Source organism: Paenibacillus salivarius, assembly GCF_051307165.1.
GTDB lineage: Bacteria > Bacillota > Bacilli > Paenibacillales > Paenibacillaceae > Fontibacillus.
Genome location: NZ_CP195592.1, coordinates 1,297,090 through 1,319,679, shown reverse-complemented (window position 1 = coordinate 1,319,679; position 22,590 = coordinate 1,297,090). Strand labels below are relative to the sequence as shown.

Annotated in this window: 20 protein-coding genes and 2 riboswitches; of the genes, 6 read left to right on the top strand and 14 right to left on the bottom strand. The window is 54.3% G+C overall.

Features of this window, described 5'->3' with window-relative positions:
• Positions 1 to 202: 202 nt before the first annotated feature.
• The 5 genes from glgP (at position 203) to ACSFXJ_RS05785 (ending at position 7,013) form a co-directional block, all read left to right on the top strand.
• Positions 203 to 1,819, top strand: coding sequence for an alpha-glucan family phosphorylase (glgP, locus tag ACSFXJ_RS05805; RefSeq protein ID WP_435924261.1), 1,617 nt, complete (start codon positions 203 to 205; stop codon positions 1,817 to 1,819).
• A 155-nt stretch (positions 1,820 to 1,974) separates the two neighbouring features.
• Positions 1,975 to 2,169, top strand: a riboswitch (cobalamin riboswitch).
• Positions 2,170 to 2,306: 137 nt separating this feature from the next.
• Positions 2,307 to 2,684, top strand: a complete 378-nt coding sequence (nrdI, locus tag ACSFXJ_RS05800; RefSeq protein WP_435924260.1) for a class Ib ribonucleoside-diphosphate reductase assembly flavoprotein NrdI — start codon at positions 2,307 to 2,309, stop codon at positions 2,682 to 2,684.
• The gene (gene nrdE / locus ACSFXJ_RS05795) at positions 2,659 to 4,743 is read left to right on the top strand and encodes a class 1b ribonucleoside-diphosphate reductase subunit alpha (protein ID WP_435924259.1); all 2,085 of its coding nucleotides are present in this window, start codon (positions 2,659 to 2,661) and stop codon (positions 4,741 to 4,743) included. The genes nrdI and nrdE overlap by 26 nt, the downstream gene beginning before the upstream one ends.
• 69 nt (positions 4,744 to 4,812) lie before the next feature.
• Entirely contained in the window at positions 4,813 to 5,775 is a 963-nt protein-coding gene (gene nrdF / locus ACSFXJ_RS05790; protein WP_435924258.1) for a class 1b ribonucleoside-diphosphate reductase subunit beta, read from the top strand.
• A gap of 71 nt (positions 5,776 to 5,846) precedes the next feature.
• The gene (locus tag ACSFXJ_RS05785; protein ID WP_435924257.1) at positions 5,847 to 7,013 is read left to right on the top strand and encodes a phosphodiester glycosidase family protein; all 1,167 of its coding nucleotides are present in this window, start codon (positions 5,847 to 5,849) and stop codon (positions 7,011 to 7,013) included.
• Positions 7,014 to 7,064: 51 nt separating this feature from the next.
• On the opposite strand, the gene ACSFXJ_RS05780 is transcribed toward ACSFXJ_RS05785, so the two are convergent.
• Complete coding sequence (locus tag ACSFXJ_RS05780; protein WP_435925683.1) at positions 7,065 to 8,051, bottom strand: Gfo/Idh/MocA family protein; 987 nt, start codon at positions 8,049 to 8,051, stop codon at positions 7,065 to 7,067.
• A gap of 381 nt (positions 8,052 to 8,432) precedes the next feature.
• Between ACSFXJ_RS05780 and ACSFXJ_RS05775 the strand changes: the two genes are divergently transcribed.
• The gene (locus tag ACSFXJ_RS05775) at positions 8,433 to 9,191 is read left to right on the top strand and encodes an SGNH/GDSL hydrolase family protein (RefSeq protein ID WP_435924256.1); all 759 of its coding nucleotides are present in this window, start codon (positions 8,433 to 8,435) and stop codon (positions 9,189 to 9,191) included.
• A 98-nt stretch (positions 9,192 to 9,289) separates the two neighbouring features.
• Here ACSFXJ_RS05775 and ACSFXJ_RS05770 read toward each other — a convergent pair whose 3' ends face one another.
• The 13 genes from ACSFXJ_RS05770 to ACSFXJ_RS05710 form a co-directional block, all read right to left on the bottom strand.
• Positions 9,290 to 10,882 (bottom strand): AraC family transcriptional regulator, encoded by a 1,593-nt coding sequence (locus ACSFXJ_RS05770; RefSeq protein WP_435924255.1) that lies wholly within the window; start codon positions 10,880 to 10,882, stop codon positions 9,290 to 9,292.
• A gap of 68 nt (positions 10,883 to 10,950) precedes the next feature.
• Positions 10,951 to 11,574, bottom strand: a complete 624-nt coding sequence (locus ACSFXJ_RS05765; protein WP_435924254.1) for a nitroreductase family protein — start codon at positions 11,572 to 11,574, stop codon at positions 10,951 to 10,953.
• 12 nt (positions 11,575 to 11,586) lie between these two features.
• A complete protein-coding gene (locus tag ACSFXJ_RS05760; RefSeq protein ID WP_435924253.1) occupies positions 11,587 to 12,576 on the bottom strand; it encodes a FecCD family ABC transporter permease in 990 nt (329 codons plus the stop codon).
• Positions 12,573 to 13,583 (bottom strand): FecCD family ABC transporter permease, encoded by a 1,011-nt coding sequence (locus ACSFXJ_RS05755; protein WP_435924252.1) that lies wholly within the window; start codon positions 13,581 to 13,583, stop codon positions 12,573 to 12,575. The genes ACSFXJ_RS05760 and ACSFXJ_RS05755 overlap by 4 nt, the downstream gene beginning before the upstream one ends.
• Before the next feature lie 24 nt (positions 13,584 to 13,607).
• Positions 13,608 to 14,627, bottom strand: coding sequence for an ABC transporter substrate-binding protein (locus ACSFXJ_RS05750; RefSeq protein ID WP_435924251.1), 1,020 nt, complete (start codon positions 14,625 to 14,627; stop codon positions 13,608 to 13,610).
• A gap of 208 nt (positions 14,628 to 14,835) precedes the next feature.
• Positions 14,836 to 15,333, bottom strand: coding sequence for a CYTH domain-containing protein (locus ACSFXJ_RS05745; protein ID WP_435924250.1), 498 nt, complete (start codon positions 15,331 to 15,333; stop codon positions 14,836 to 14,838).
• 232 nt (positions 15,334 to 15,565) lie between these two features.
• Positions 15,566 to 16,426 carry a hypothetical protein gene (locus tag ACSFXJ_RS05740; protein ID WP_435924249.1) on the bottom strand — a complete coding sequence of 287 codons (861 nt, stop codon included), beginning with the start codon at positions 16,424 to 16,426 and terminating at the stop codon, positions 15,566 to 15,568.
• A 102-nt stretch (positions 16,427 to 16,528) separates the two neighbouring features.
• Positions 16,529 to 18,403 (bottom strand): molecular chaperone HtpG, encoded by a 1,875-nt coding sequence (gene htpG / locus ACSFXJ_RS05735; protein ID WP_435924248.1) that lies wholly within the window; start codon positions 18,401 to 18,403, stop codon positions 16,529 to 16,531.
• A gap of 107 nt (positions 18,404 to 18,510) precedes the next feature.
• The gene (gene thiE / locus ACSFXJ_RS05730; RefSeq protein ID WP_435925682.1) at positions 18,511 to 19,188 is read right to left on the bottom strand and encodes a thiamine phosphate synthase; all 678 of its coding nucleotides are present in this window, start codon (positions 19,186 to 19,188) and stop codon (positions 18,511 to 18,513) included.
• A complete protein-coding gene (gene thiD, locus ACSFXJ_RS05725; protein WP_435924247.1) occupies positions 19,188 to 20,039 on the bottom strand; it encodes a bifunctional hydroxymethylpyrimidine kinase/phosphomethylpyrimidine kinase in 852 nt (283 codons plus the stop codon). Before thiD ends, thiE begins: the two co-directional genes overlap by 1 nt.
• A 2-nt stretch (positions 20,040 to 20,041) precedes the next feature.
• A complete protein-coding gene (gene thiM, locus ACSFXJ_RS05720; protein ID WP_435924246.1) occupies positions 20,042 to 20,884 on the bottom strand; it encodes a hydroxyethylthiazole kinase in 843 nt (280 codons plus the stop codon).
• Between the two features lie 58 nt (positions 20,885 to 20,942).
• Positions 20,943 to 21,629, bottom strand: a complete 687-nt coding sequence (gene tenA, locus ACSFXJ_RS05715) for a thiaminase II (protein WP_435924245.1) — start codon at positions 21,627 to 21,629, stop codon at positions 20,943 to 20,945.
• A gap of 193 nt (positions 21,630 to 21,822) precedes the next feature.
• Positions 21,823 to 21,928: riboswitch (TPP riboswitch) on the bottom strand.
• Positions 21,929 to 21,998: 70 nt separating this feature from the next.
• Complete coding sequence (locus tag ACSFXJ_RS05710; protein WP_435925681.1) at positions 21,999 to 22,346, bottom strand: hypothetical protein; 348 nt, start codon at positions 22,344 to 22,346, stop codon at positions 21,999 to 22,001.
• Positions 22,347 to 22,590 lie beyond the last annotated feature (244 nt).

Below are 22,590 nucleotides of genomic sequence, written 5' to 3'. Positions count from 1 at the left end.
TCACGCATTTTTCAAAATTATGGTTTTTTTTCGTACCAAGGGCTTCCCTTCCCCATATAATATGTTAAAATATGACTCGAAATCGCTTTCACATTGGCGCGTCCTTTTCCGATGTTCAAACGTTTGCACTTACAGCCTATGCTTCGCTCTGAAAAAAGACAATGCCGATGTATCCATGGAAAATGATGAGGAGGCTTACCGAATGAACGAGAAAAAATTGCCTACTGTAGCTTATTTCAGCATGGAGTACGGACTGCATTCCGATTTTAAAATGTATGCCGGTGGTTTGGGAATTCTGGCGGGAGATTATATCAAGGGCGCCAAGGATATCGGCGCGCCGATCGTCGCCATCGGGATCAAATGGAAGCAAGGCTATACGGATCAGCGGATCGACGAAAACGGAAAACCGTACGATTCGTATTACAACTATGTTTACGATTTTCTCGAGGATACCGGGGTCAAAGTAACCGTGAAAATCCGCAATACCGATGTCGTATGCAAAGTGTGGAAGACGGAAAAGTTCGGTAACAATCCGCTTTATCTGCTCGATACGGACATTCCGGAAAACGGGGATGCCTGGATCACCGGCCAGCTGTACGGATGGTTCGGCGAAGAACGGATCGCCCAGGAAATCGTGCTCGGGATCGGCGGCGTCAAAGCGATGCGCGCGCTGCAAATTCCGATCGACGTCTACCATTTCAACGAAGGACATGCCGCGCTTGCCGCGACGGAATTGATCCGCGAAAAAATGTGCGCCGGCAAAACATTCGAGGAAGCCTGGAAAGCAACGCGCGAGGAAGTCGTGTTTACGACGCATACCCCGATCAAAGAAGGCAACGAAACCCATCCGTTGGACCGGCTGGATTATATGACCGCATTTAACGGATTGACCCGCGAACAAATGGAGCGGATCGGCGGCAACCCGTTCAATATGACGGTAGCGGGCCTGCGCCTGTCGCGCATCTCCAACGGCGTAGCTGCGCTGCATGCGGATACGTCCAACAAAATGTGGAAGGAAGTCTCCGGCCGCTCCGAAATCATCGGGATAACCAACGCCATTCATAAGCCGACCTGGGTGGATGAACGGATCACCCGCGCCTATGAGAACGACGGCGATCTGTGGGAGACCCACATGGAAATCAAGCGTGAACTGATCGATTTTATCGAAGACCGGTCTGGGGTCCGGCTGAACGAGGACCATTTGCTGATCGGATTTTCCCGCCGGGCGGCTCCTTACAAACGAAGCGACCTTATTTTTTCCAAACCGGAGGTCATCGAGCCTTACCTGAAATCGGGCAAAATCCAGATTGTTTTCTCCGGCAAGGCGCATCCGCTGGACGATACCGGCAAACGGATCGTGAGCAATTTGGTCGCCATGATGAAGAGATATCCGAAGAGCGTCGTATTCCTGGAAAACTACGATATGACGATCGGCGCCATGCTGACCCGCGGTTCGGACATTTGGCTGAACAATCCGCGCAGGCCGCTTGAAGCGAGCGGCACTTCCGGGATGAAAGCGGCGATGAACGGCGTACTCAACTGCTCGATCCTGGACGGCTGGTGGCCGGAGGCGTGCATCGACGGCGAGAACGGCTGGCAAATCGGCGGCGGCTTCGAGACGACCGATTTTGAAGTCCTTGACCGCCATGACAGCGAAGCCCTGTACGATACCCTGCTGAACCGGGTGCTGCCAACGTATTACGACAACCGCGACAAATGGGTGGAAATGATGCGCAAGAGCATCGAGACGACGCGCGAAGCGTTCGCGACCAAGCGGATGCTGGAAGAATATTACGACAAAATGTATATCAAAGCGTAATCGGTTTTTAAAGAGCCGGAACGCCCTTAAACGAAGCCGCCTCAAGGGTCGAAAGAGAGCCTATGAGGCGGATTTTTTGTAGTATTTTTATGTGATCATTCTGTTAAGCAGCTTGACACCTCACTATATATTGGGATATAGTCGCAATACGACAACTACATATTGTGGAAACAGGTACTTTGTTCATAGACAAGGTTTAAAAGGGAAGTTCGGTGCAATTCCGTCGCGGTCCCGCCACTGTAACAGAAGAGTGCTCTCCGATAATAACCACTGAACGGCTCCTTGTTCGGGAAGGTTGGAGAGGATGATGAGTCTGAAGCCAGGAGACCTGCCTGTTTCTTTCGCACGAATATCGCCTACGGGAAATAGGCAGTGTCTTACATCAGGTTATTGAATAAGCTGAGGTATTTTTGCTGCCCGTTTACCGGGAGATAAAAATACCTTTTTTTATGGAGAAAAACAGAATTTCGGCTGAGGGTGTGAAACGATGGTCATTGCATACGATTCGAAAACCGGTAACGTCAAACGATTCATTCAAAAGCTGGATGCGGATGCCGAATGCATTCAAATTGACGAGGAAATGAGCCTCGATACGCCTTATGTGTTGATTACTTACACGACAGGCTTCGGTCAGGTTCCGGAGAAGGTACAGAAATTCCTCGCCAGAAATCACGGGCAATTGCAGGCCGTGGCCGCTTCCGGCAACCGCAATTGGGGCCAATGCTTCGCTGTTAGCGCGGACCGGATCGCCTCCCAGTATAATGTGCCCGTCCTATATAAATTTGAGCTCAGCGGCACCCCTACCGACGTCGCCAACTTCCAAGAGAGGATGAATTCACTTGAAGCATATCGAGTTAAACAATGAGATCATGTCCCGGAGAGAGGACGGATTCTTCGATCTGGAGAAGGACCTGCAGGCCGTGCAGGCGTTTAAGGAAGAAGTGGAGCAGCAGCTGATGGCTTTTTCCGGCGTGGAGGAACGGATTCGGTATCTGATCGATCACAACTATTACTATGATGTGCTCGCGGAATACACCATGGAGCAAGTCAAGGAAATCAGCGAACGGGTTGAGGGCATCCCCTTCGATTTTAAATCCTATATGGCCATTTCCAAATTTTATCGGGATTACGCGCTGAAAACCAATGACAAAACCCGATATTTGGAGACGTACCGGGACCGGATCGTGATCGTTGCCCTCTTCCTCGGACGAGGGGATTTCGAAAAGGCGAAGGAGTACGCCGTCGCCATGATCGAACAGCGTTACCAGCCTGCGACGCCTACTTTTTTGAATGCCGGAAAAGCCCGCCGCGGAGAAATGGTATCTTGTTACCTGCTCGAGCTTGACGACTCGCTGAACAGCATCAACTACAACATCTCGACCTCGATGCAATTGTCCAAGCTTGGCGGAGGCATCGCCTTGAATTTGAGCAAGCTCCGCGCGAGAAACGAAGAAATCAAAGGCATTGCGAACGCCTCCAGCGGCATCATGCCCGTGGCGAAGATTCTTGAGGATACGTTCTCTTACGTGAATCAATTGGGTCAGCGAAAAGGCGCGGGTGCCGTGTATATCAATATTTTCCACTGGGATGCCAATGAGCTGCTCGATAGCAAAAAGATCAATGCCGATGAAAAATCCCGTCTGCAATCGCTGTCCATCGGACTCATTTGCCCGAACAAATTTTTCGATCTCGCGGAGCGCAATGAGGATCTGTACGCGTTTGCCCCTTACTCCGTCTATAAGGCATACGGGCAACATCTCGATGATCTCGATATCGATACGATGTATGAGGAACTGCTCGCCAACCCCGCAGTGCGCAAAACGAAAGTCATGAGCGCCCGCGACATGTTGACGAAAATCGCGATTATTCAGCTGGAGAGCGGATATCCCTACATCATTTACCGCTCGAACGCGAACCGTCAGCATGCGCTGAAAGCCATCGGCAATATCAAAATGTCCAACCTGTGCACGGAAATTTTTCAATTGCAGGAAACGTCCACGATCAACGATTACGATCAGCCGGATGAAATCCGCCGCGATATCAGCTGCAACTTGGGTTCCCTGAACATCGTGAACGTCATGGAACACCGCAAGCTTCGCGAGTCCGTCCATACGGGCATGGACATGCTCACCGCGGTGTCCGACATGATGAACATCGATAATGCGCCAGGCGTAAGAAAAGCAAATTCGGAGCTTCATTCCGTCGGTCTCGGCGTCATGAACCTGCACGGCTATCTGGCGAAAAACGGGATTCCTTACGAGAGCGAGGAAGCCAGGGATTTTGCGGAAACGTTCTTCATGATGATGAATTTCTACAGCCTGGAGCGCTCGATGATGATCGCCAAGGAACGCGGCGTGACCTTCATGGGCTTCGAAGCTTCCGACTACGCGAACGGCACGTACTTCGACCGCTATCTCGAAACCGACTACTCGCCGAAGACCGCAAAAGCGAAAAAGCTGTTTGAAGGTCTGGAGATTCCGGGACCCGCAGCTTGGGCGGCCCTTAAGCAGCAGGTGATCAAGCACGGGCTGTACCACGCTTATCGTTTGGCATGCGCTCCTACGGCCTCGATATCGTATATCCAAAACGCGACTTCTTCCGTCATGCCGATCGTGGATCAGATCGAAACCCGGACGTACGGCAACTCGACAACCTACTATCCGGCACCGTATCTGTCACGGGAAAATGTGCTGCTGTATAAATCGGCCTACAACATGGACATGTTCAAGCTGATCGATATGATCGCGGCGATCCAGCCGCATGTCGATCAGGGGATTTCGACGGTTCTGTTCGTCAACAGCGACGTGTCGACCCGGGAGTTGGCCCGATATTATATCTATGCCAATAAAAAGGGCCTGAAAAGTCTTTATTACACCCGTACCAGAAAAGTCGGCATCGAGGAGTGCGTCGCCTGCGCGATTTGATGCGGGGCATATCCGGATAACACGGCAGATGAATGAGTACGCAGTCCATCAAAGGAGGAGAACGCCGCGATGCGCGCAGTAAACTGGAACAAACCCGAAGACGATTTTTCCAAAATGTTTTGGAATCAAAATATACAGCAGTTCTGGACGGAGGAAGAATTCCCCGTTTCTACGGACAAGAATGTATGGGACATGCTGACCGGGCAGGAAAAAGACATCTACAAGAAGGTGCTCGGCGGACTCACCCTGCTCGATACGAAGCAAGGCGGCGAAGGCATGCCGCTGATCCTGCTGCACACGACCAACCTGCAGGCGAAGTCCGTATTGGCGTTTATGGGGGCCATGGAGGAGATTCATGCGAAGTCCTATAGCCATATTTTCACGACGCTCTGCACCGGCACCGAAATCGACGAGTTGTTCGCATGGGTCGACAGCCATCCGCTGCTGACCCGCAAGGCCGAATTGATCACCGGGCGCTATCTCAAGCTCTTTAAGCCGCAAGCGACCGCCAAGGAACTGTACCTGGCCATGACGGCCAGCGTATTCCTGGAGTCGTTCCTGTTCTATAGCGGCTTCTTCTATCCGCTCTATCTTGCCGGCCAGGGAAAAATGACTGCCAGCGGCGAGATCATCAACATGATTTTGCGCGACGAGAGCATCCACGGCGTATTCGTCGGTCTGCTTGCCCAAGAGGTGCGGGCATCGCTCAGCGAGGCGGAGCATGCCGAGGCGGAAGCCGAGATGTATGAACTGTTTCATGAGCTGGCGGAAATTGAGCGTCTATATACGCAGGAAATCTATTCGCCGCTGGGTCTCCAGGACGAGGTGTTGAAATTCGTGCGCTACAACGCGAACAAAGCGTTGATGAACCTCGGGCTGGAGCCGTATTTCCCGGACGAGAAGATCAATCCGATCGTCGAGAACGGTCTGAAGACGGAATCGAAAAACCATGACTTTTTCAGCCTCAAGGGGAACTCCTACCATCGGGCGATGCACGTGGACCGGCTGACCGACGAGGATTTCATATTTTAAACAAAAGAGGTACTTCAACCGATATTATGTAGATACCCATACATACATCAGTAAAGGAGTACATCTCAGAAATGAAAAAGACAGTCATCCTGGCATTTCTCGCATTTCTCTGCCTCGTTCCTTCGAACCTGGCAACCCCGTCCCCGGTATCCGCAACTTCGGCGGCAGCGGCGGCAAAATCGTCGATCCTGATCGACGCCAAAACCAACCGCTCTTTCGTGCCGATCCGGTTCCTGAAAGGTTTCGGGGGGGCTCAGGTCGAATGGAACGCCGACGATAAGCAAATCGTCATCACCGATGGAGACAAACAGCTCACCCTTCACGTCGGAAGCATGAGCGCTCTCGTCGACGGCTCTCCCGTCACATTGACGGATGCCCCGTTCCAGGAGAACGGATCTACCTATGTGCCCCTCCAATTCATTAGCCAATCGCTTGGATACGAACTGGAATGGGGCAAAAATCCGGCAACGCTCCGGATCAGCCGCGGAGACCTAAGCGTAATCCTGCCGGCAGCGACGCGCGGAGCCTTTGCCGATGGCACCGAGCCGGTGAGCAGCGCCCGTAAAACCTTCAAGGTGGGCGGCAAATCCTTTTCCGTGCAAATGGTTACCGTGAACCTGATGCATCCGGGAATGGACCTCGATGTCGTGTTGGCGGGCAATACCGTCGGAAAAGTCGAGGATCTAAGCAGCATCGCCAAGCGCAGCAAGGCGGTCGTGGCCATCAACGGCACGTTTTTTGACGCATATACCAAGGATAGCTATAAAGCACCTTACGGATATATCGTTGACGGAGGCGAGTTAAAGAAAAAGGCTTCCGGCGACCAACGCACTATTTTTACGTATGACAAAAATTTGTTGGCCGAGCTGATTCCGGGCGGCGAATTTAACGACCGCTTTAATCTGGGAACGATGGAAGGCGCGCTTCAGGCCGGCCCCCGGCTGGTCGTGGACGGCAAAGTCGCCATCGACGTCAAGGGCGAAGGATTCAAGGATCCGAAAATTTTGACGGGCGGCGGCGCAAGAAGCGCATTGGGGCTGACCCGTGACCATAAGCTGATCCTGCTGACGACCGGCGGAGCCACGATTCCGCAGCTGGCGGAAATCATGAAGCAGGCGGGAGCCTACCAGGCGATGAACCTGGACGGCGGCGCTTCCAGCGGCCTGTACTACAAAGGGAAATATCTTACGACCCCCGGCCGGAAAATCAGCAATGCGCTCGTTGTCACTTATCAATAAACAGTAAAAAAGGGATGCCTTTGATTTCTCGCAGGCATCCCTTTTCTTTTTTTAAGCTTCATCAGCCGGATATTTCAGCCCGATTTGACGGCGGGCTTCTTCCATAATTTCCGCAACGACGAGCGAATTCGCCAGCGTATTGACGCTACTCTCACGCTTGCCCGCCTGAATGAGCTCGATGAACTCCCGGGCCTCATAGAACATCGATTCTTGCATTTGCGGCTGGCGGAGGTCCTCGACCGTGCCGTCGCGATACACGATTTTCACTTCATAAGGCTGGTTCACCTTATCGATCACCAATGTACCGTTCTCGCCTTGAATTTCCGTTGGCGCATAGGAATCCGTAATTTTGGAATACATGACGATCGCATCCATGTCGCTGTAGCGCATCAGGATGCTCCCCTCTCCATCCACGCCGGAAGACAGCATGATGCTGCTCGCCTGAACCGAGTCCGGCTTGCCGAACAGCGTCACCATCGGATAGATGCAATAAATCCCCAGGTCCATCAAGGAGCCGTTCGAGAATTCCGGATTAAAAGCGTTCAGCACGGTTCCCTGTTTGAACGCGTCATAGCGCGAGGAATATTGGCAGTAGCTCGAGAAATAACGGCGTACCCGTCCGATTTTATATAAATTGTTGGCAATAACCCTGAAATTGGGCATCAGCGTGGACTTCATCGCTTCCATTAAGAGCACGTCATTGTCGCGGGCCGCCTGGATCATCCGCTTCGTTTCCGCCGCATTGGAAGCCAGCGGTTTTTCGCACAGCACATGCTTGCCGTGATTCATGCACAAAATAGCCTGCTCCGCATGATAAGAATTCGGACTTGCAATATAAACGGCATCGATGCGTCCGCTGGACACCATGGCCTCAAGATCGGTAAACACCTCGGGGTTGCTGCCGTACTTGGCGGCGAAATCCTTTCCCTTCTCTTCCGAACGCGAGTAAACGGCTTCAAGCGAAAACTGCTCCGTCTCCTCCGCCGCATGAATAAAGCGATCCGTAATCCAGTTCGTTCCGATCACTCCGAATCGAATCACTGAACATCCCCCTCTTATCTAAAATTTGCTATATAGTATTCTCTCATTAGGTGACACTCCGTGTCCATATGATGTCATAAAATGCGTCAAACTTCTTAATTTTGAACGGACAATCATGGGTAAATGGGGAAAGGTAAAACCAAAATCATCCGGAATTTTTACGCAAAATGAACATTTATTTTATTCAAAAGACGAAATACCGGGGTATTATTCTTATATAGCACCATTTGGGCTTTTTTATCGGATTATTTCCGTTTTGAGATGCGTCCATTCAACCGCCACCAAAGAATCTCCCGACGGCATGGTGCGCTTGCGTTTCTGCCTTCAACTAAACTACAATGAAAGTATGCGATAGCCTAACGGAATGAGGTGATCCAAATGAGCTGGGAAAATCAAGAATTATCGAATGAGACAGCCAAATACATGATCTCGGGGGACTCGATTTCCAAAGGAGTCATTCTTGACGAAGTAAGAAATAAGTACGTGCTTCTTGAGGACAATTATGTTTCGCTCCTGCAGGATAAACTGAAGGGAGCGGTTCGAAATACGGCCCGGTTCGGCAATACGTTGATCAAAGGAATGTCCAGTTTGAAAAAGGACGTGCTTAAAGACAAACCCAACATCGTGCTGATCGAATACGGCGGGAACGACTGCGATTTCAACTGGAATGAAATTGCCGATAATCCCGATGGAGAACACAGCCCAAAAACGGATTTCAATATGTTTGAAAAGATGCTGACCGAAGCGATCCATTTTTTGAAAAGCCAGCAAATCACGCCGATCCTAATGAGTCTGCCGCCATTAAATGCAGACAACTATTTTAAATGGGTCAGCAAAAACAATCCGGAAGCGGAGAAAAATATCCTGAAATGGCTCGGCAGCGTCACGAAAATTTATTGGTGGCAGGAACGTTACAACTCCACCATCCTGAAAGTATCCGAAATGACGAAGACCAAATATATCGATGTGCGGGGAGCTTTTCTGGAGCATCCCGACTATACGGAATTCCTTTGCTTGGACGGCATTCATCCAAACCGGGCCGGCCATAAAATCATTTGCGACAAAGTCCTGGAATTCGTGAAAAACAACTACCAGCATTTGCTGCGCGACCACCATGGAGGACTTGCGCTGGAATAAATCCGGACAACGGAACACCAACATCCAAAACCCGGCAGGTTCGAATCCGAACCTCGCCGGGTTTCTTTACATCGCATGAGCGGAATGGAGCTACAGGCTTACATTTCCAGCAAATGATCGATAATCTCTTCACGGCCGACCGGAGACCAGCTCATCCCGATCCAGTTCGGGATCACCCGGGTCCGGTTATTCCGGACCGCCCGGCTGTTTTTCCAGGCGCTGCTTTCCATGACGCGGTCAAACACCCGATCCTCCTCCACCATGACCTTATGTTTATAAATGAACAAGTAGTCGCTCTCCAGCACAGGCAAATTGTGAAGCGGGTACTCGAAGTTCCGCTCGTCCAGAGGCACGCAGCTTCCGGGTTTCAATCCCAGCTCGGCGTACAGCAGCTCGTTCAACGGGTGGTTAACGCAGCCCTGGATTCGGATTTTCCGGTTGTACAGCCGCAGCAGGGACACGGAGTCGTTGCCGATGAGCCCTGCCAGCTCATGCCGGGCATAAGCCGCTTTCCGTTCCAAACGGCGGCAGTTCTGCTCCGCTTCGCTCTCGCGCCCTACCAGTTCGGCGATTTTCCGGTGATTTTTCCTCCAATCCAAGGTAAAATCCAGGAAAACGACGGGTGCGATCTCCCTCAGGTGGGCCTGAAGGTAGCGATGCCGGTGATCTGCGATAATCAAATCCGGCTGCTCGCTCCGCAGCTCGCTTATCTGCCGGGTGATCCACTGACTGGTGAACTCCTCGATCTGATCGGGATATTGGACCCCGTTCATGACATAAACCGCACGGGTCCCCAGGGAACGCAAATTATTTTGGTAGTGGTAACAGGAGGCTACGGCGACGCGCAATTCCTTGCGCTTCACGTAAATCGTGGGGGACACCCCTACTTCCCGCTTGAACAGGCGGCTGAAATAAAATTCGTTACCAAAGCCGGACTCCCCTGCCGCCTCCTTAACGGAAACGTTCGCACGGGACAGCAGCTTTTTGGCATGCGTAAGTCGGATTTGATTCAGATACTCTACGGGAGAGAGGCCCATCTCGCGTTTAAAGCTTCTTGAATAAGAGCTGGGCGTAAGTCCGGCGATATTCGCCAAAGTGTCCAGATCCAGCTTGGACCGAAAATGCCGGTGCATATAGCCGACACTCTCTTCCAACCCGCTGACGGCGGGGGCATTTTCGTTGAACCGTTGCAGTTTCAGCAAATCTTGAAGCAGGCTTTGGCCCCGCGATTGCAGTGCTTCCCTTCTTACGCCGGGGGTGCGGCTATCCTCGTATAGCCGGTGCATTTCCCCGATAAAGGGTCGTACCTGATCCGGATTCAGCCTGCCGGGCGATGCCGGGAGCCCCACCGTTTCCGCGGAATCCGCTTGCCAGCGCTGACCGGATCTGTGAAGCCGCAAGGGCCGGATCAGCATCAGCTGATATTGCAGGACATCGGACTCCAAGTGGAGCTCCAACGGCAAGCCTGGCGTGAAGAAATAACAAGCCCCTCGCCCGATTTTTTCGATCCTGCCGTTGATGTTCGCCCACCCGCTCCCCTCCGTGACAAGGCAAAGCATGTAAGCCGGAATGATGACGCTCCGGCCGGAGACCGGGGCCTGCTTCGGACAGGCTCTTTGATGGATCGATGAATACAACCATATAGACCATGCGGGCGAACCTGGCATTCCATTCCTGATGATTGACGACATATATAAAAACCCTCCAGGGCAAAAAAAATCATTGATAATGATTATCAATGATTTTAAAGGATTTTAGTTCATTTGAAAAGCGGAAGCCGGTCCAGGACGGTTAGCTTGCTTTCCGCCGGCTCCCGTGGCCTTGCCGGGGGAACGACCTCCGCGTAGCCCACCAGCAGGACGCCTACCACCTTTTCTCCCGGCTGGACGCCCAAAGCCGAACGAAAACGCGGCTCATGGATGTAAGGATTGGTTTTCCATACCACCCCGATTCCCCTCTCCCAGGCAGCCAGCTGAAAGTTCTGAATCAGGCTGCAAACGGCACCGAAATCCTCTTCCCTTTGCTTGGGCCGGGAATCCTCCTGCTGCAGAACGATCAGCTGGGCCGGAACACCGGACAAATAGGCGTGCCTCTGGGCACCGATCTTTTCCCGCTCTTCGGCGGTATAGGTTTGAAGAACGGCATCGGCGAACGCCGTCCTCGCCTCCTCCATGACCAGGATGAATCGCCAGGGCTGCCGGTTCCCGTGATTGGGGGCCCAGACGGCCACGTTCAGCAATTCGATAATCTCTTCGCGCTTCACCGGATCCGGTTTGAATACCCGGACCGAGCGGCGAGCCATGATCAAATCAGCCAGGGGCCGAGCTTCGGGACCTCGTCCCTGCCCCCCTTCGGTAACATCGATATCAGTTGCTCGAACCATGCCATTCCCTCCCTATTGATTTCTGCCGGCATAAAGCAAATAGATGAAAAACGGAGCGCCGATGGCTGCCGTAAATACCCCTGCCGGCACGTCCAGCGGCAGGAACAGCGTCCTGCCCGCCAAATCGGCCAGCATGACGATCAGGGCTCCGAGCAGCGCGGATACCGGCAGCACCCGACCGAAATCCGCGCCGACGATTTTGCGGGCCATATGCGGGGCGAGCAAGCCGACAAAGCCGACCGCCCCGGCGACGGATACGGCCGAACCGGCCAATGCGACGCTCAGCAGAATTTGCAGGAACCGGGTAAGCTGCACCCGGCTTCCGCTGCTGGTCGCGATCTCGTCGCCGAATTGCGAAATATTGACATGGCGCCTCAGCAGCATGGACAACGGAAGCAAAAGGACGGTCCACGGCAGCAGCATCAATACGTGCTCCCAGTTCGCCCCGTAGACGGAGCCCGTCAGCCAGGTATATGCCTGCGCCGCATCGTTGCTCGGGTTAAAGACGATCATCATCGTGGTGGCCGCCGACATTAAGGACGACATCCCCACTCCGATCAGAATCAGACGAAACGGGGTAACACCCTTTTTCCAGGCAAATACGTATAACACAAACGTGGCGGCGGCCGCTCCGGCCAAAGCGGATACCGGCAGCCAGCGAATACCGATGACGCCTGCCCCATAGGTCAAGAACGCGACCGCGGCAGCCGATGCGCCGCCGGTAACCCCCAATATCTCGGGCGATGCCATCGGATTGCGGGCCACCGCCTGCAGCAGGGTCCCGGCCGCCGCCAGGGAAGCCCCGGACAGCATGGCGATCAGCATCCGCGGCAGCCGCAGCTTTTCCACGATCATGGCATCCGCTTCCTGGCCGGTCCCCGTCAAGCTGCGCAGCACGTTTCCCGGGGAGATAAACGTGTCCCCCAGGCACACGCTGGCCAGCGCAGCGACGACGAGACAGACAAACAACACGACCCCCGGAATCCATCTTTTCTTGTTCATGATTTGCCAATTCCTCTCCGGGCAAGGTACATAAAGAACGGTGCGCCGATGACCGCGGTCATGACGCCCACCGGCATTTCCTCGGGAATCATGATGAAACGGGCCACGATGTCGGCAAGCAGAAGCAGGATCGCTCCCAGCAATCCGCAATAGGGTATCAGCCAACGATGATCGATTCCGGCAATGTGCCTGGCCACGTGCGGTACGACGATGCCGATGAAACCGATCGGACCTGCGATGGAAACCGATCCGCCGGCCAGAACGACCACGATCGCCCCCATTCCGATTTTCAAAACGGCGGTCCGCTGCCCCAATCCCTTGGCGGTGTCTTCGCCCATAAGCAGAACATTCATGCTTTTGCCAAGCGCCCAGGCCGCCGCCCAGCAGAGCATCATATAGGGGGCCACAATGGCCAGCATTTCGGGAGAGCGGCCCGCGATCGTGCCGGTAAGCCAGAAGAGCACGGTGCTCAGCCCTTGTTTATCCAGTGCCAAAATGCCCTGCGTAAACGAAGAAAACAACGCGGTCAACGCCGCTCCCGCCAGCACGATTTTTAGCGGCGTCAATCCTTCCCGCCCCGCAGAACCAAGAACATAAACGGTAACCGAGGCCGCCGCCGCGCCCAAGAAAGACGCCCACATCAAAACCGGGAGGCTGGACACGGAGAACAAGACGGCCGCGCCGACGACAAAGAATCCGGCCCCGGCATTAACGCCCAACACGCTAGGCGATGCAAGCGGGTTGCGGGTCAACGTCTGCATTAACGCGCCCGATATCGCCAGGCTGGCGCCGATGACGGCGGCGATCAAGGCTCTTGGCACCCGGGTCGTGCGAATGATGATCTGCTCGGTGATATTGGCATCATAATGGAAAACGGAATCCCATGCGGTGCCGAAGCTGTAGTTGGCGGCCCCCAGCATGATGCTCGCCATCATGGCCGCAAGCAGCGCCACGATCCCCAGCCCCAAGCCCGCCGTCCTCCATCCCCGCATCGCCTCCGGCTTCATGGTTACACTCTCTCCACGCATGATTTATTTGATATCGAAATAGGTGTACACATCATCGAGCATGGAATTGGCCGCAAGCACCCCGCCGCTCAAGTTCCAGGTAATGACGTCGACCTCGATATGCTTTCCGTTTTTCACGCCGTTCAGGGTGCTCCACAATGGATGGGACGTCCAATCGTTTTTGCTGTTTTCCGTGCCGGGATCGTCCGGGCTGATTCGGGTAATGTCGAAAATATAATCCCCGTCCAACTGCGCCATCTGCTCCTTGGACGTCAGATTAACGACCGCCTTGCCCTCCACCTGCTGGGCCTTCGGCCGGCCGATGCCAAGTTCCTCGAAGATCGTTCCCGCAAACCCCGTGACATAAAAACGGGCGCTTCCGTCCTTTTCGAACCGGATGATCGATACTTCCGTATCCTTCAAGCGGTCCCCCGCCTTCGCCTTGAAATCGGCGACCCGCGCATCCCAGTCGCCAATCAGCTTCGCCGCCTCCTCATCCATATACAACGCTTTGGAGGCGATCTGCAGATTGTCCTTCCAGTCGAAAATCTCTTCCGTGATCAACGTGGGGGCAATGTCCTTCAGCTGCGGATAAATTTTCTCATGGCGCGTTTTCGTTCCGATGATCAAATCCGGCTTCAGCGCCACGATCGCTTCCAGGTTCGGCTGGTTTTCCTCACCCAGATCCTTTACGCCTTCCATTTTGTCCCGCAAAAACGCATACCAGGGCTTTTCCTCCCACGATTCCACCGCGCCTACCGGTTTGACGCCAAGGGCGGCCGTGATGTCCACCATCCCGTTAAACAACACCACGATCCGCTCCGGCTTCTTCTCCAGCGTCACCGATCCCAAGGCATGCTCTATCGTTCTGGGGCCGGAGCCGCTATCTCCTCCGCCTGCCTCGCCTTCCGCTGCCTGAACGGACTTCGGGGTATTGCTTCCCGCGCTCCCCTTGTTTTCCGTTCCCGCGTTATTCGAATTGGCGCCGCAACCTGCCACGGTCAGCGCCATGATCAACGCCATAATCCATTTCATGCTTTTCATTCCTAGACCTCCCGCTAATGAATACGTATTGATAATGATTATCGATATCAATATATACTCCAGCGATAAGATTGTACATGACCGATTTTGTCCCATTCCCGCACCGATTTTGTCTTTGTTTCCATCAAAAAACCGCTCCCTGCCGGGAACGGTTTTTCTTACGTCTTATTTTGTTGGGCACAGGTTCTTTTGGCTTCGTTTCGCGCATTCACCATTGGTTTTGGAGATCCCGCCAAACCTTTTTGTTGCTGTATTGTTTGTCCGTACTGATATCCGGGCCAAACCATGCCGGCGGTTCAAAATTCAGGGCTTCCTCTTCCGATTCGAACTCCACTTCCAGCACCAGCATGTTGATCTGGCGGTAATCGTCGATTTCGATCGGTACGTCGTTCCAGGTTGCCGTAGTCCGTTTTTTGACCAGCGGCACCGCCCGGCGGATATGGATCATCTGCTCGTATAATCCGGCCGAAATGTCATACTCGACTTCCTCGCGGGCCAAACCGAATCCCCGCTTGAAGGTGTGGGTATACTTCAATTCCCCGGTGGCCAGATCCTTGATTTTGCGGACCCGCAATTCTTGATCGCCGTCCAGCGCCAAATAGGTCTGATCGATGACCTGCTCCCTTTGAATGAGAATGGCGCCTTCCTCAATCAACGCTTTCGGATATTCCGGAAGCAAAAATTTCCGTTCAATTTCAAGCGGCATGCTCTTCATTCTCCTTGCTGATGGTTTCTAATTCCAGTGTACCATAGGCGGGCCTGGGCAGGCGAACGGTTAGCCGTACGAATTCGAAACGGCATTCAGCGTATTTTCAGCGCGGTTTCACGTGGATGACCACCGGATTTACGGTTTAGTTCGTTTCAAGGCAACAAAAAGCCGGTCCGATTTCTGAGATATTGCGGACCGGCTTTACGTGTTGCTTCATTCCATTCGATGCCTACTTGGCGCTCGAAAAACTTCCAAGGCTTATGTTGATGTAACTCGCCAGCTTGTTGTCGCCGACTTTCGTAACGTTGAACGACGCCACAAAATCGCCTTGTTGAATCGCCTGGGACAGCATCTCGCTGCGATAGCTGATCATCACCTTGTCTTCCCCGACCCCCATGTCCAACTGCACCGAATCGGCGGGAATCATATCGCTGATGGCGGACAGGGCGCCTGCCACATCGCCGACATAACCGTATTCGATCTGATAAGCCCGTTTTGAGGGGGGATGCAAGTCCGCGGTTACCGCGCCCCTTTTAAAAGAAGCATGATTTTCGTCCCCCGCGTTATAACCGTACTCGTCTTCCAATACGGAGAGCGTATCGCCGATGCCGCCGGTAGCGGTCAATTGCTCCGGCAAGGAGGGGGGTTCCCCGGCAGGTTCCTCCTCATCCGGAATTTCGTCGCCGATGATTTCGTCCGGTCCGTCCGGGTTCGTTCCGGCTTCATCCGTCCGGGCGTCCAGCTCCGCCTTTTTTTCGGCCGATGGCTTCGCTGTTTCGTCAGGCTTGGCAGCGCCGGAAAGCTCGGCTTCCGATTCCGCCTGCCCGGTTTTCCCCGCTACCTCTCCGGCCATGCCGCCGGCCGGTTCCTCCTCAGCGACAGCCGCTATATTTTTCGCCTCTTCGGCCTTCGCGGCTTGATGTTCGCTGACCGCTTCAAGTCCCCCGAACAGTAAAATGCAGTAGCTGATCCCCGCCATAACGGCATAAACCGCAATCCCGCCTTTTTTCTTTCTTTTCAAAGCATAGACAAATGCCGGGATACAGATCAAAAACAGCACAAATCCCAAAACCGCTATAATCGCCCACATCGCTTCTGTCTCTCCAACTCTCTAAAATACTATGTATAAAAAAATAACCCGCCAAGGACAAGCCCGCGACGGGTTATTACCAATATAAACGATTTGCGCGGCCTAGGCCATCACTTTGCAAATATTGTTCGTAAATTCAACCGGATCCTCGATCGGCAATCCTTCGATCAGCAAGGCTTGGTTGTACAGAAGGCTGGTATACAGGCCTAGCTTCTCCTTATCTTTCTCGAAGGCTTCCTTCAAGGAGCGGAAAACGTCGTGGTTCACGTTGATTTCCAGCACCTTGTCCGCTTTCACGTCCTGGCCGTTCGGCATGGCGTTCAGCACTTTTTCCATTTCGATGGAAACTTCGCCGTCCGCGGACAGGCAGACCGGATGGGTTTTCAAACGTTTGGAAGCCTTGACCGATTTCACCTTGCCGGAGAGCAGCTTGTTCATTTCCTCGAACAGGTCTTTGTTTTCTTCTCCGCTTTCATTCTGGTCATCGGCCTCCGGCTCAATGCCGAGATCGCCGCTCGATACCGATTTGAAATCTTTGCCCTTGTAATTCAAAATCATTTTGATCGCAAATTCGTCGATATCGTCGGTAAAGTACAGGATCTCGTAACCTTTGTCGAGCACGAGCTCGGTTTGCGGCAGTTTTTCCAGGCGATCCACCGATTCCCCGGCCGCGTAGTAAATATACTTCTGATCCTCCGGCATCCGGGAAACGTATTCGTCCAGCGTCACCAGCTTCTTCTCTTTGGAAGACGTGAACATCAGCAGATCCTGCAGCATGTCCTTGTTCATGCCGTAATCATTATATACTCCGAATTTCAGCTGGCGTCCGAACGACTCATAGAATTTCTCGTATTTTTCGCGCTCGTCCTTGAGCAGGGTTTGCAGTTGGCTTTTGATTTTGCTTTGGATGTTTTTCGCGATCAGCTTGAGTTGACGGTCATGCTGCAGCATTTCCCGAGAAATGTTCAACGACAGATCCTCGGAATCGACCATCCCTTTCACGAAGCTGAAATAATCCGGCAGCAAATCGGCGCATTTGTCCATGATCAGCACGCCGTTGGAATAAAGCTCAAGCCCTTTTTCATATTCCTTCGTATAGTAATCGAACGGCGTTCTTTCCGGAATGAAAAGGATCGCGTTATAAACGACCGCGCCGTCCGCTTTGATGTGGATATGCGAAACCGGCTTGTCGAAACCGTACCGTTTCTCCATGTAGAAGTTTTCGTAGTCTTCGTCCTTCAGCTCGCTTTTGTTTTTGCGCCAGATCGGCACCATGCTGTTCAGCGTCTGCTCTTCCTTGACCTCTTCGAATTCGCCCTCGGCTCCTTCTTTCGGACGGTGGGACGTGACATCCATTTTGATCGGGTAACGGATAAAGTCGGAATATTTCTTGATGATCGATTTCAGGCGGTACTCTTCCAGAATTTCGTCGTATTGGTCGTCCTCGGTGTTCGGCTTGATATGCAAAATAATATCGGTGCCCACGCTCGCCTTTTCGGCAGGATCGATGGTATAGCCGTCGGCTCCGGTGGATTCCCATTTGTACGCTTCGCCGCTTCCCAACGCCCGGCTCACGACGGTCACATGATCCGCAACCATGAAGGCGGAGTAGAAGCCGACCCCGAACTGGCCGATGATGTTATGGCCGTCTTTCGCCTCGTTCTCGTTCTTGAAGGCGAACGAGCCGCTGTTGGCGATAATCCCGAGATTGTTCTCCAGCTCTTCCTTGGTCATGCCGATCCCGGTATCGGAAATCGTCAGCGTGCGGCCGTCCTTGTCCACCGTCAACTTGATATAGTAATCGTCCTTGTTGAACGTCAAATTTTCGTCGGTGAGCGCCTTGTAATAAATTTTGTCGATGGCGTCGCTGCTGTTGGAAATCAGCTCTCTGAGGAAAATTTCCCGTTGGGTGTAAATGGAGTTGATCATCATTTCCAGCAATCGTTTCGATTCGGCTTTGAATTCCTTCTTTGCCATGAGTGATGGAGGCTCCTTTCCGTTTCCATTAATCAACATGATTTTAGCACTCTAACATTTAGAGTGCTAATTTTATACTTCTATATTAATAATCCTGTTTTTTAATGTCAATAACGTAAGTTTCGCTCTACCTGGGATTTGATTTCGCGGGTCGCCGATTGCGTTTCGCCGAGCGGCACGCCGGTGATCGCCGAGATGACGGCGACGCCATCGGCTCCGGCGCGCACGACTTCGGACGTGCGCGCCGCGGTGATGCCGCCGATGCCGACGAGCGGCAGATCCGGCCAGCGGGCGCGCAGCTCGCGGAGGATACTGACGCCCTGCACGGCATGGGCGTCGTCCTTGGACACGGTCGGATAGATCGGGCCGATGCCCAGATAATCCGCGCCGTGCTCTACCGCGAGTTGCGCTTCGCGGACGTTGTGTGCCGACACGCCGAGCAGTCGGCCGCTCCCGATGCGGGCGCGGACGGCGCCCGCTTCATCATCATCCTGACCGATGTGGACGCCGTCGGCCCCGATATACAGGGCCAGGTCCACGTCGTCGTTGATGATGAAGGGAACCCCCGCGCGGCGGCAAGCCGCCTGCAGCTGAACCGCCAGCTTCAGCCGGGCTTCTTCCGCGAGCGCTCCGCGGCCCTTCTCGCGGAACTGGACCAGCGTGGCCCCGCCGGCCAGCGCCTCCTCCGCGACGCGCAGCGGATCCGCCGCGCAGTTCACGCTGCCGATGACCAGGTACATCCGCAGCAGCTCGCGCACGCGCCCGGGCGCTAACCGGGCGCCCATCATCGCCGCACCTCAAGGCGCTGGCGGCGGCGGTACGCCCAATGGTTGGTCGGCCCGTGGCCCTGACCGAGCTCGAGGCTGTCCTCGATGGCAGCCTGGATAAATTCCCGGGCCGCCCGCACCGTCTCGGCGGCCGGCAGCCCCTTCGCCAGGCCGGCGGTCAATGCGGCGGAAAACGTGCACCCGGTCCCGTGCGTGTGCCGGGTTTCGATCCGCCGCCCGGCCAGCTCGGTGAAGCCGCAGCCGTCGTACAGCACGTCGACGGCCACCCCGGGGCTGGCCTGATCGTGCCCGCCCTTGATTACGACCAGCTTCGGCCCCATGCTCGCGATCCGCCAAGCCGCTTCCTTCCGGTCTTCCATCGACCGGATCGCCATGCCCGACAGCGCCTCCGCCTCCGGAATGTTCGGCGTAACGATCATCGCGAGCGGCAGCAGTTCCTCCTTCAGCGCCCGGACCGCTTCCGGCAGCAGCAGCTCCGCGCCGCCCTTCGCGATCATAACCGGATCGACGACGACCCGGTCCCAGCCGAAGCGCCGGATTTCGGCCGCAACGGCGCGAATGATGTCCGCGCTGAACAGCATGCCCGTCTTGAGCGCGTCGACGCCGAGATCCTCGCCCACGGCGGCGATTTGCTCGGCCGCCGCCTCGGGCGGCAGCGGATAAACGCCGCTGACGCCGAGGGTATTCTGCACGGTCACCGCCGTGATCGCCGACATGCCGTAAACGCCAAGCTCCTGAAACGTCTTGAGGTCGGCCTGGATACCGGCTCCTCCGCCGCTGTCCGATCCGGCGATCGTCAACGCCCTGCCAGTGAAGTCCTTCCCCGTCCCGGTGATGCTCATGCTCATACTCATACAGCTCCCCCGGTTGTCGCCGTCTCGATGTCGCGGACGGCGGCATAGCCTTTGAGCGAATGCGGATGCAGCTTCGCAAGTTCATCCAGGAAAGCAATCTGGAAGCTGCCCGGACCGAAGGCCGCCGTACGCTCTGCCGCACGGGCCGCTGCCGTTCCGTAAAAGGCCAGTCCTGCCGTCCCGGCAAGCAGCATATCCGGGCAAACCGCCGCAAAAGCTCCGAGCACCGACGTCAGCAAGCATCCCGTGCCGGTCACTTGGGTCAGCAGCGCATCCCCGCCGCTAATGCCGCGGCAAGCCGTCCCGTCGGCAATCACATCCTCCCGTCCGGTGATCGCCACGACCGCGCCGAACTGCCGAGCGGCCCTTACGGCGAGGGAAGCATTCTCGTAGGTGTCGCTATCTCCGGCGTCAACCCCTTTGATGACGCCTCCTTCTCCAAGAAGGTTCGCGACCTCCGCCGCATTGCCGCGTACCAGCGATACGTGGACCTTGCTCAGTATTCTTAGCGCGGATTCCGTCCGGAACCGGGTCGCCCCGGCCCCGACCGGATCGAGCAGCACCGGCACGCCGTGCTCGTTCGCCGACCTTCCGGCGACGATCATCGCGTCGATCAGTTCGCTCGATAGCGTGCCGATGTTCAGCACAAGCGCGCCCGCGATTTTGGCCATATCCGCGACTTCTTCCGGCGCATAGGCCATGACCGGCGAGGCGCCAAGGGCGTAAAGGCCGTTCGCAGTAAAGTTGGTCACCACGACATTCGTCATATTATGAACGAGCGGTTTCGTATTTTGCACCTGCGTCAGCAGGGCGGACAACTCTTTTTCCAGCATGCTCATGTCCGTTCAAACCCCATTTCCCAAGCTATTTTTCACTCGTCAAAACCTCGTAGTCGCATCAATATACAGCAGCCGCAAGCGGCACCGGCCATTCTTCGAGCTTGTAGGCCATATCCCAGAACATGTACTCCAACTGACAGCTGTGCACAAAATACTCCTTCATCCGCCCGCGCTCCGCCTCGGTGGCCCCTTCGGCCCACGCATCGACCAATTGGCGGAACTTGCTTGTCGCGCCTCCCGCCGTGTTCCCGTAGAAATGGATCCATTCGTAGAACGGATGCCCCTCATCCGGCCGTACTTCGTCCATCAATTTTCTCCCGATTTCCAAATAGGTCCACGGGCAAGGCAAAAGCGCGGCCATGATCTCCCCGAGGCTTCCCTCATGCGCGACCGTCAGCATATGCCGAATGTAATGATGGGCGCTTGGCGCAAGCGGAAATCCTTGCAGGTCTTCATAACGAACCCCCGCAACATTGCAAAAATTCCCGTGCGGATGGATTTCCCGGTTCAGGATAAAAGAAATTTGCTCGTTGAACATGGCGATGTCCTCGCGGTTCGCGCATTTTGAAATGGCCACCCCGTAAATCCGCATGTATGCATTCAAATATTCGGAATCCTGTTTGACGTAATGAATCAGCTGCTCTCTTCCGAGGTTGCCCGACGCAATCCCCTGAACGAACGGATGCTCGAATATCGCCTCGAACAACCCGTCCGTCTCCTTGCGCAATTCCTCCGTAAAGCTCATGTTTTCTCCACCTTTCAAGATTAGAGTCAAATGAAAGATCAGGAAGCCCTGGGAAGGAGGCGGCGGATCCCCATGTCCCGATTCCATGCACTATAAACCGGGTTTGATCACACCAAAAAAGCCGCCCCGAAAACGGAGCGGCTCATACATATCGCTAGCTAACAACCAAACGGCAAGTCGTCTGCAGATACAGCTAAGACCGGCTCCACTTTCCTACGCTAGTACGAACTAGATCAGGTTCAAAGGGTCCAAGATTTGTACTCTTGTCTCAGCCGCCGACGGCTCCCCTAGTGGACTTCCTATTCTATTGTTTACTAATGTACCCGGGTTTGCAAATTCTGTCAATTCAAAATCAATTTAAAACTTCGGCTACTTCTTATCTACTTGCACGAGAGTTATATTTTTTAGCGTATAGGTGTCTTTCAGCTTCTCGTCAGGGATCACCTTCAGCTTGACCAGGCTCGCGATCTTGGAGGAGTCGGGTTTGGAAAGCATCCGCCACAATTCCGGATCGGGCAGCGCCTCGTACAGCTTATGCTCATCGTATTCCCTGCGCTGCTGCTGGACGAGCTTGACTTCATGTCCGCCGACTTCAAGTTTCGTCACATTCCGCTCGCCGCAATAATCCAAAATTTCCTGCCGTAAGGATGCAAGTTCCTGTTCCAGCTCCTTTTGAGCTTGCTTGATTTCATAAAACCGCTCTACGATCTTGTCCATCATCGTCACGCTCCTTCATATCCCATGGATATGCGGAAGGGGCTTGGATTAGCCCATTTGACGCGCGGTTCATTGGTAATAAGGGCCATTTTGGGCCTTATTTCGTCGTTTTGGGTTTGTAGTCGTAAAATAGGGCCCTTTTACGTCCTTATTTTCCGGAAAGAGCGCAAAATTCTGGTCATCGGGTGCCTTCTTCTCAAAATAAGGCCCTTTTGGGCCGCTATTTGGATGGAATAGATCCTTT

What these genes read in the sequence shown, in the direction of transcription:
- ACSFXJ_RS05770 (WP_435924255.1), bottom strand. Translation starts at nt 10,882, where the DNA reads ATGTCGTCAATCATCAGGAATGGAATGCCAGGTTCGCCCGCATGGTCT.
- tenA (WP_435924245.1), bottom strand. Translation starts at nt 21,629, where the DNA reads ATGAGCTTTACGGAGGAATTGCGCAAGGAGACGGACGGGTTGTTCGAG.
- ACSFXJ_RS05750 (WP_435924251.1), bottom strand. Translation starts at nt 14,627, where the DNA reads ATGAAAAGCATGAAATGGATTATGGCGTTGATCATGGCGCTGACCGTG.
- ACSFXJ_RS05710 (WP_435925681.1), bottom strand. Translation starts at nt 22,346, where the DNA reads ATGGACAAGATCGTAGAGCGGTTTTATGAAATCAAGCAAGCTCAAAAG.
- ACSFXJ_RS05765 (WP_435924254.1), bottom strand. Translation starts at nt 11,574, where the DNA reads ATGGTTCGAGCAACTGATATCGATGTTACCGAAGGGGGGCAGGGACGA.
- ACSFXJ_RS05785 (WP_435924257.1), top strand. Translation starts at nt 5,847, where the DNA reads ATGAAAAAGACAGTCATCCTGGCATTTCTCGCATTTCTCTGCCTCGTT.
- nrdI (WP_435924260.1), top strand. Translation starts at nt 2,307, where the DNA reads ATGGTCATTGCATACGATTCGAAAACCGGTAACGTCAAACGATTCATT.
- ACSFXJ_RS05755 (WP_435924252.1), bottom strand. Translation starts at nt 13,583, where the DNA reads ATGAAGCCGGAGGCGATGCGGGGATGGAGGACGGCGGGCTTGGGGCTG.
- htpG (WP_435924248.1), bottom strand. Translation starts at nt 18,403, where the DNA reads ATGGCAAAGAAGGAATTCAAAGCCGAATCGAAACGATTGCTGGAAATG.
- thiM (WP_435924246.1), bottom strand. Translation starts at nt 20,884, where the DNA reads ATGAGCATGCTGGAAAAAGAGTTGTCCGCCCTGCTGACGCAGGTGCAA.
- thiE (WP_435925682.1), bottom strand. Translation starts at nt 19,188, where the DNA reads ATGGGCGCCCGGTTAGCGCCCGGGCGCGTGCGCGAGCTGCTGCGGATG.
- glgP (WP_435924261.1), top strand. Translation starts at nt 203, where the DNA reads ATGAACGAGAAAAAATTGCCTACTGTAGCTTATTTCAGCATGGAGTAC.
- nrdF (WP_435924258.1), top strand. Translation starts at nt 4,813, where the DNA reads ATGCGCGCAGTAAACTGGAACAAACCCGAAGACGATTTTTCCAAAATG.
- thiD (WP_435924247.1), bottom strand. Translation starts at nt 20,039, where the DNA reads ATGAGCATGAGCATCACCGGGACGGGGAAGGACTTCACTGGCAGGGCG.
- ACSFXJ_RS05760 (WP_435924253.1), bottom strand. Translation starts at nt 12,576, where the DNA reads ATGAACAAGAAAAGATGGATTCCGGGGGTCGTGTTGTTTGTCTGTCTC.
- ACSFXJ_RS05775 (WP_435924256.1), top strand. Translation starts at nt 8,433, where the DNA reads ATGAGCTGGGAAAATCAAGAATTATCGAATGAGACAGCCAAATACATG.
- ACSFXJ_RS05745 (WP_435924250.1), bottom strand. Translation starts at nt 15,333, where the DNA reads ATGCCGCTTGAAATTGAACGGAAATTTTTGCTTCCGGAATATCCGAAA.
- ACSFXJ_RS05740 (WP_435924249.1), bottom strand. Translation starts at nt 16,426, where the DNA reads ATGTGGGCGATTATAGCGGTTTTGGGATTTGTGCTGTTTTTGATCTGT.